Origin of the sequence: Vibrio sp. PID23_8 (genome assembly GCF_003584965.1) — a bacterium.
Taxonomy (GTDB): Bacteria; Pseudomonadota; Gammaproteobacteria; order Enterobacterales; family Vibrionaceae; genus Vibrio.
In genome coordinates this window covers 489,074-496,003 of sequence record NZ_LIXE01000003.1, presented here as the reverse complement: position 1 = coordinate 496,003, position 6,930 = coordinate 489,074, and the positions used below count along the sequence as shown (strand labels likewise).

Annotated in this window: 6 protein-coding genes and 1 pseudogene; 6 read left to right on the top strand and 1 reads right to left on the bottom strand. The window is 44.4% G+C overall.

The annotated features are described in order from the left end of the window. Window positions 1-260: 260 nt before the first annotated feature. The 6 genes and pseudogenes from istA (at window position 261) to AK966_RS08850 (ending at window position 6,187) form a co-directional block, all read left to right on the top strand. Window positions 261-1,793, top strand: a complete 1,533-nt coding sequence (istA, locus tag AK966_RS08875; protein ID WP_119463976.1) for an IS21 family transposase — start codon at window positions 261-263, stop codon at window positions 1,791-1,793. 10 nt (window positions 1,794-1,803) lie between these two features. Next, a complete protein-coding gene (istB, locus tag AK966_RS08870; protein WP_011988345.1) occupies window positions 1,804-2,544 on the top strand; it encodes an IS21-like element ISVch3 family helper ATPase IstB in 741 nt (246 codons plus the stop codon). 31 nt (window positions 2,545-2,575) lie between these two features. Further along, window positions 2,576-3,142, top strand: a complete 567-nt coding sequence (locus AK966_RS08865) for a hypothetical protein (RefSeq protein WP_182852630.1) — start codon at window positions 2,576-2,578, stop codon at window positions 3,140-3,142. 117 nt (window positions 3,143-3,259) lie between these two features. Continuing rightward, window positions 3,260-3,613, top strand: coding sequence for a hypothetical protein (locus tag AK966_RS08860; RefSeq protein WP_119463974.1), 354 nt, complete (start codon window positions 3,260-3,262; stop codon window positions 3,611-3,613). A gap of 89 nt (window positions 3,614-3,702) precedes the next feature. Beyond that, on the top strand, window positions 3,703-4,962 hold the full coding sequence (locus AK966_RS08855; RefSeq protein ID WP_220473350.1) for a hypothetical protein: 1,260 nt from the start codon (window positions 3,703-3,705) through the stop codon (window positions 4,960-4,962). 198 nt (window positions 4,963-5,160) lie between these two features. After that, window positions 5,161-6,187: pseudogene (locus AK966_RS08850) on the top strand (IS110 family transposase). A 322-nt stretch (window positions 6,188-6,509) separates the two neighbouring features. Here the strand turns inward: AK966_RS08850 and AK966_RS08845 are convergent. Continuing rightward, window positions 6,510-6,827, bottom strand: coding sequence for a helix-turn-helix domain-containing protein (locus tag AK966_RS08845; protein WP_119463972.1), 318 nt, complete (start codon window positions 6,825-6,827; stop codon window positions 6,510-6,512). Between the last annotated feature and the right edge of the window lie 103 nt (window positions 6,828-6,930).

The window sequence follows — 6,930 nt, the reverse complement described above, 5'->3', positions numbered from 1 at the left end:
GTAACAACCAAGTTTGACCTTTTGTTTTCACATCAATTGGAACTGGATTTGCTGGCATAGTTATCTCCTTAAAAATCTAGACGACAACTATGCTGACACAGGGGGTTCCGCGATTATCCGATCGCTTTTAACCTAACTCCGAAATCGGTGATCGGAATAGCGAAAACCGCGATCGGAAAGCCCGAAATCCTACCTTTTTCTCTTTTAAATCAATAGCTCGCTATTCTTTACTTCTTAAACAAGAAGGTAAGGAAGCGACAATGGCAAAAAAGAGAACTCCAATGAACAAAATCAAAGAGGTATTACGCCTTAAGTACGACTGCGGTCTTTCAAATCGCAGCATCGCTTCTTGCCTTAAACTCGGCCCTTCCACCATATCGGAACTCCTTACTCGCTTTAAACAAAGCCAACTTGGTTGGCCTCTACCTCAATGTTGTAGCGATGCTGACATCACTCAAGCTCTGTATCACGGCAAGAAAGCCAGTCGCGATAAAGTCATGCCAGACTTCACGCAATACGCAGTCGAACTCAGACGTAAAGGCATGACGAAGATGTTGCTCTGGCAGGAGTATCATGAGCAATATCAAGAGCAAGCTTACGCTTACACTCAGTTCTGCGAGCACTTCACTCGCTGGTTCAAAACCCAAAAGCGCAGCATGCGCCAGCTCCATGTTGCAGGTGACAAGCTGTTTATCGATTACTGTGGACCTCGACTTCAAGTGGTCAACCCTGATACAGGTGAAGTGCGCGAAGCAGAAGTGTTCGTGGCGACCTTAGGTGCGTCCAATTACACCTATGTTGAAGCCTTCCCGAGCCAAGGTAAGTCCTACTGGTTAGAGGCGCATGCAAATGCGTTCGAACACTTCGGCGGCGTACCACAACTCTTGGTTCCCGATAATCTGCGCAGCGCGGTCACCAAAGCTAACCGTTATGAGCCAAGGCTTAACGATAGTTATCAGAAACTGGCGAATCACTATCAAACTGCCGTAATGCCAGCTCGCCCCTACAAACCAAAAGACAAAGCCAAGGCCGAGAATGCCGTGCTCTTAGTGGAGCGCTGGATCATGATGCGGCTACGACACCAAACCTTCCATACCTTCAAGGAACTGAATCTCGCCATCCGTCAGCTTATGAACGACTTAAACCAACGTGAGATGAAACAGTATGGTGCAAGTCGTAAAGCGCTGCTCGACAAACTCGATAAGCCTGCGTTAAAGCCCCTCCCCAAACAGCGTTACCTGTATACCGAAACCAAACGAGCCAAAGTCGGGCCTGATTATCACATCGAATATCGCCGCCACTACTACTCGGTGCCACATCAACTTGTTGGTCACCATGTCGAACTGGAAGCCTCCAACCGTCTGGTGCAGATCTACCATCAAGGTAACTTGGTCGCCCAACATCCACGTAGCCAAAGAGAACGCGGAAACAGCACCCAGCCAGAGCACATGCCGAGTAATCATCAACATCAGAAGTGGTCGCCTGGACGCCTGCTCAACTGGGGAGCCAATATCGGTCCAGCTACACGAGAAGTCGTCAATAAGATGCTCAACTCCAAGCCTCATCCAGAGCAGTCGTATCGCTCCTGCCTTGGTCTGCTCAATCTGAGCAAAGCGCATGGCGAATCGCGCTTAGAGCAAGCCTGTAAAGATGCGCTGATGCTGACAAAACCGAACTACACCTTCATCAGCAATCTGCTGAAAAATAATCGTGAAGGACAGCTAAGCAAAGACAAGGCAAGCACGCCGAACCTTGTTCATAGCAATGTCCGTGGCCCGAACTGTTATCACTAGGAGAAAAGATATGAACGCACTGAACGACCAACTCAAAACCCTCCGCTTGAGCCATGCAGTGAAAGCGTTAGAGCAGCAACAAGAACAACTGAGCACCTACGCAGAGCTGGACTTCGAGGAAAGGCTAAGCCTGCTTCTGGAAAGTGAAATCTTGAATCGTAATCAAACCAAAATCCAACGCCTGAAACGACAAGCCAAGCTGAGAGTGGATGCGCAGCCAAGCCAACTCATCTATAAAGAAGGACGAAATCTCAATCGCAAACAGATGAGCGAACTTCTGACGGGCAGTTATCTGCACAAGCACCAGAACATCTTGATCACAGGCCCAACAGGTGCAGGCAAAACCTATCTTGGTTGCGCACTGGCAACCAGTGCCTGCGACCAACAACACACGGTCAGATACTACCGATTAACTCGCTTGCTTGATGACCTGACCGCAGGTCGTCTGGATGGTAGCTATCAAAAACAACTCCAATCGCTGGCGAAAAAAGCCTTACTGATCCTTGATGACTGGGGGATGGAAAAACTGACCCAAGAACATGCAGGTCACTTGTTAGAAGTGCTTGAAGACCGTTACCAAAACAGCAGCACAATCGTCATCAGTCAATTACCAGTAAAGGAATGGTACAACATGATCGGAAACGCCACAGTCGCAGACGCTCTAATGGATCGGCTGGTACACAATAGTCATCGAATAGAACTGGGAGGTGAGTCGATGAGAAAATTGGCGCAATCCGATCACTTAGAGTAAAAATAGGTAGAGAGAAAAACGGCAGGATCAAGTGATCGGAATAAACCGAAACGAGCGTTCGCAATCACCGAAATACGCATCACATTTACTTTGGAAGCTTAGAGAGGTTTATGAGTTTTGTTTTGTTACGAAAAACAAGAAGAAATATTTGGATGAACATTTTGTTGATTGTAATTGCGATTTACACATGTTTTATGCTGAAACACTATCACCTTGCTTGGCTTATGAGTCCCTTCTTCGCATTGGTGTTTTGGAGACAGGATATTCAGCAGATAAAATTAATCGATTTTTCATAACATTCATTGCAAATCTAAAAATGATTTTTGGCGGTTTACCTGATTACTATCATGGTATATCTGGAGACTTTAAGTTGAGTCTGCCGTATGACCATATTGAGAGTCTTGGTCTTCATCTTGAACACTTCAGTTTCCGTGAATTAACACTGCTCGGTGGCTATCAAACTGAACGCGCGGTAAGGAACCTAGCTTCACCTTCTACGCCAGAGCACCGCCGACTTTCAGTTATAAAGGAAGGAAGGTTTACCTACGTAACTCGCGAAGAAGCGATGAGATGGCTAAGTCGACTAAACCGCAACTAAAGCCAATACAGACAGGGAGGACTTATGGCTAATTCAAAACAACATGTGCCAACGAAACAAGTCTCAAAAGATGCTTCGCTTATTTTAAAAGCCTTAGGACTGAAATAGGAGCATATGATGAATTTAACTGAACATGCAAAACTCAGATCCGCCCAGCGAGGAATTTGTGAAGATGAAATTAATGTTTTGTCTTCTATAGGCCGACACTTTTATCAAAAAGGAGGTACTTCTCTATGTGCGATCTCGAACAAAGAGAAAAGCCGATGGCTGAACGCGCTCAAAGAAGTTTTGATTTACCTGCGGAGTTCAGATGAATATCCCCAAAGAACTAAAAAGCGAAAACTGAAAGTTATTAGACGCTTAATAGATAAGCTCAGTGCAAAGAATCCCCCTTATCTAGTCATCAGCGTTGATGGTAATTCTATGATCACATGTGGCTATTATTTTAGCGGAAAGATTAAACGAAACTAAGTAGGGAATTTATGGAATGCAACTTTGAAAGATTCAAATCATGCTTGTCAAACTATGTAAAAAATCAACCTTTCACTCCTGAGTTGAGAATGATGAGTGATGGTACGATAGACGTTTATTATTCCCCTTTTGATGCTATAAAACCGAGAGCCAAAATCTGCATCGTTGGAATCTCTCCCGGAAAGACCCAAGCAGAAAATGCGAATTTGTGCGCCAGTGAATTGATAAATAATGGCGAGACTTCATCGATCATCCTAGAGAAAGTAAAAGATACAGCCAGCTTTTCTGGCGCGCTTCGTAGTAACTTGATAAACCTTTTGGACTACCTAGGATTGAATACCCATTGGGGGCTAGAATCCGCAAGTCAACTGTTTTCAACAGATCAGCATTTACTGCACAGTACATCTGTATTTCGTTATCCAGTCTTGGTGAATGGTGAACCCATCAGCTCAGCCAAGCAGGGACTTACAAATCCTATCTTAAAACAGATGGTCGACACGTACTTAGCTAGTGAGTGTCAGCGCCTTCCTGATGACGTATTGTTTATTCCGCTCGGCAAAGGAACTAGTGACATCCTTGCATACCTAGCCCAGCAAGGTTTCATTAAGTCCGAGCAAATTTTGAAGGGGCTGCCTCACCCCTCGGGCGCGAACGCTGAACGATTGGCTTATTTCATGGAAAATAAAAGTAAAGAAAGCTTGTCGAGCAAAACCAATAGTAAGATATTGAATGAGATGAAATCGGAGTTATTCCAGCAATTAACAGATCTAGGTGTTAAATTGCCACGTGGTGACCGACCAATCCACCCGATGGTTGACCCTAGTCAGCATTCGTCAAGCAAACGAATTAGCTCGGTGGCCAGTGGGAGTAAAAAATCCATGCGAACTTTAAGTAAGGATGTGCAAGCTAGCGATCTGCGCTCACCAATTGACAAATTTATACGAGACGATGTGGAGCAACAGTTAAGGGCCTTGTTGGCTGAGATGGGTTTGGATACTAACCCCAACAAGTCTCGCACGTCGAAAGAACTTGCCGTGAGTTCAGATGGAGCTATTTTAGCTTACATCAGCAGGAAGACCGGACTCAAAGACGCTAGATTAACTGTTTGCGTGCATCCAAAGCATAAAAAAGAGATGGATCACCGAGTACAGCAGATCGATAACGTATCCATTAAAACGGGCAGGAATTCGCGTTATATATCCAGCTCAAACTATTCCGGCTTCAACAGTAAAGGTTACTGTGCTGACATTGATACCAATGAGCATATTGCTATTGCTTATATCATTGAAGTGTCGGGTGGTTATCAGCCGATAATTTCATTTTTTAATCAGTACCTTGAAGTGAAATAAGTCATCATCATGAGTAGAAAACCCTAAGCAGACAACTGTGAATGACCTGCCTAATTATGACGACCTAGAAGAAATTTTTCTTAGTCACTGAGCTAGCTATTTTAGCTAGCTCGGAAATGATGTGATGGACGCCCCCATTAACGGCTTCGATGAGCCAGAATTAAGGTGTTAGCACTTAATTACGAAGGAGCATCCATCATGAACATTAAAGTTGTTGGTATCGATTGCCAAATCCGTCTTTCAGGTTTGTGTTCTACTTCATGATAACAAGGTGGCATGGAACAGAAAGATCACCAGAAGCGATTTGATGACTAAGCTGACTCAGCTTCCAGAGAACACTCTCATCGCAATGGAAGCTTGTGCATCATCCCACCACTGGGCTCGGCAAATGAAGCAGCACGGGTTTGAAGTTATGCTAATACCAGCTCAATTCGTTAAACCGTTTGTGGGGCATCAGAAGAACGATGCTAATGATGCAAGAGCAATATGCGAAGCTTCCCAACGACCAGACGTTCACCCAGTACAAGTAAAAACTATTGAGCAGCAAGATATCAAAGCATTGCGAAATGTCCGTCAACGCCTCGTCGATAATCGCATTGCTTTAGTTAATCAATCTCGTGCTATGGCCGCTGAATACGGAGTGATATTTCCTAAGCATGTGACTAAGTTTCAAGAACTTTTACCATTAGCTATTGAAGATGCGAGTAATCAGCTATCCCATATTATGAGACGTCTATTGATTGAAAACTACGATGAGCTTAGGCAGTTAAATCGAGATATTCAGCAAGTAGAACACGACCTAATTGAGCTGTGTAAAACCAACCACCGTTTTAAGGCATTACAAGAAGTACCGGGATTTGGCCCCATTATCAGCTCTGCATTAATCAGTGAACTCGGTACCGGAAAACAATTCACTAATGGCCGTCAGTTTTCTGCTTGGTGTGGTTTAGTCCCTAAGCAGCATAGCTCAGGAGGTAAATCCTGCCTGAAAGGTATTACCAAAAACGGCAATAAACAGCTACGAACGCTAATCTTGCATGGCGCACGAGCGGTTGTTCGGTATGCAGATAAACGTCAGGATAAGATGGGAATGTGGTTACGGGAGCTTATTGCCAGAAGAGGCAAAGTCAAAGCTGTTGTCGCCTTGGCTAATAAGCTATGTCGAATTGGATGGCATCTTCTAAGCTCAGGTGAACAGTTCAATGTGAATAAAGCCTTTGCGTAACAGTTAATATATAGAATTTTCTACAGTTAAACAGCAGTACCCGAGTTTGCAAGTATTGATGAACTAACGGTCAACGTCTCTGCGAAAACCTAGTTTTGGACAAGGCATTACTGATGCCGTGGAAATGTAAAGGAAGTAGAGAGCAGATTACATCATGGCGCGAGCAGTAAAAGCTCATAGAGACGTCGGATATATGTCAGCGAGCCGAACCTAATCAGTTCTTGCAATCACAGGGGCGTCCATATATGTCCAAAAGTTTCGGTCGGCTTACTTTTGTGACAGTCTGAAATAAATGTTACGAAGGTCCAATTAATGTGCATCGTCATTCTTCAGAAGGAAGACTGGCGATAATCTCGGCAATTTTCTTCTTCTGGTCGGCAGAGAGTTTAGAGATTGCAATTGCTAACTCTGCTGACGCCTCATCTTCACAAAAAAAGTAATTCAGTGGCACATCAAGCGCATCAGCGATGAGCTTCAACGTTCGCACATCTGGCGTGTGTCTTCCTTTCTCGTATTGGTTCATTCTCGCACTCGCCGTACTTTCATCCATGCCTATACAGACACCCAAGGCTTTTTGGGACAAGTTCGCTTGCTTACGGGCCTCTCTGAGGCGCTGTGGAAATGGGTTTTGGAATGGCACGTAGTCATCATACTGGTAGTCTTTATCTAACTAAGATTTTCTTAGTTTTACTGATTTGCGCATACTAAGCAATCCTTAGTTTTAGTAGTTGTTTGAGTTACCA

Bases quoted from the DNA above. Each gene is read 5' to 3' on its own strand.
- istA (WP_119463976.1), top strand. From the start codon at position 261: ATGGCAAAAAAGAGAACTCCAATGAACAAAATCAAAGAGGTATTACGC.
- istB (WP_011988345.1), top strand. From the start codon at position 1,804: ATGAACGCACTGAACGACCAACTCAAAACCCTCCGCTTGAGCCATGCA.
- AK966_RS08855 (WP_220473350.1), top strand. From the start codon at position 3,703: ATGATGAGTGATGGTACGATAGACGTTTATTATTCCCCTTTTGATGCT.
- AK966_RS08860 (WP_119463974.1), top strand. From the start codon at position 3,260: ATGAATTTAACTGAACATGCAAAACTCAGATCCGCCCAGCGAGGAATT.